Source organism: Winogradskyella poriferorum, assembly GCF_050618035.1.
GTDB lineage: Bacteria > Bacteroidota > Bacteroidia > Flavobacteriales > Flavobacteriaceae > Winogradskyella > Winogradskyella poriferorum_A.
Genome location: NZ_JBODPY010000217.1, coordinates 1 through 223 on the forward strand (window position 1 = coordinate 1; position 223 = coordinate 223).

Sequence of the window (223 nt, forward strand, 5' to 3'; positions counted from 1 at the left end):
GTCGATCAACCGATAATACGGTCCAGCTTTTAAAACAAGGACTGGAAATAAAGCTAGGTGAATTTGAAGAGCAATGGCATTTTGCTTCTCTTGCGCGTATCTTCATAGAAAATAGAATATATCGCGATATTGAAGAAGAGGTAACATGGGAAGGCGTTATTAAAGCTATTGACAATGTTTTAAAACCTCATATTACACATTTAAACAGAGCGGTAACAGACGA

General features: G+C 36.8%; 1 protein-coding gene. It reads left to right on the forward strand.

Translation table 11 applies throughout. From position 1 onward, the window contains the following. Positions 1-223 (forward strand): hypothetical protein (locus ACRHOC_RS15530; RefSeq protein WP_431159484.1); only part of this gene is annotated, 223 nt, incomplete at both ends.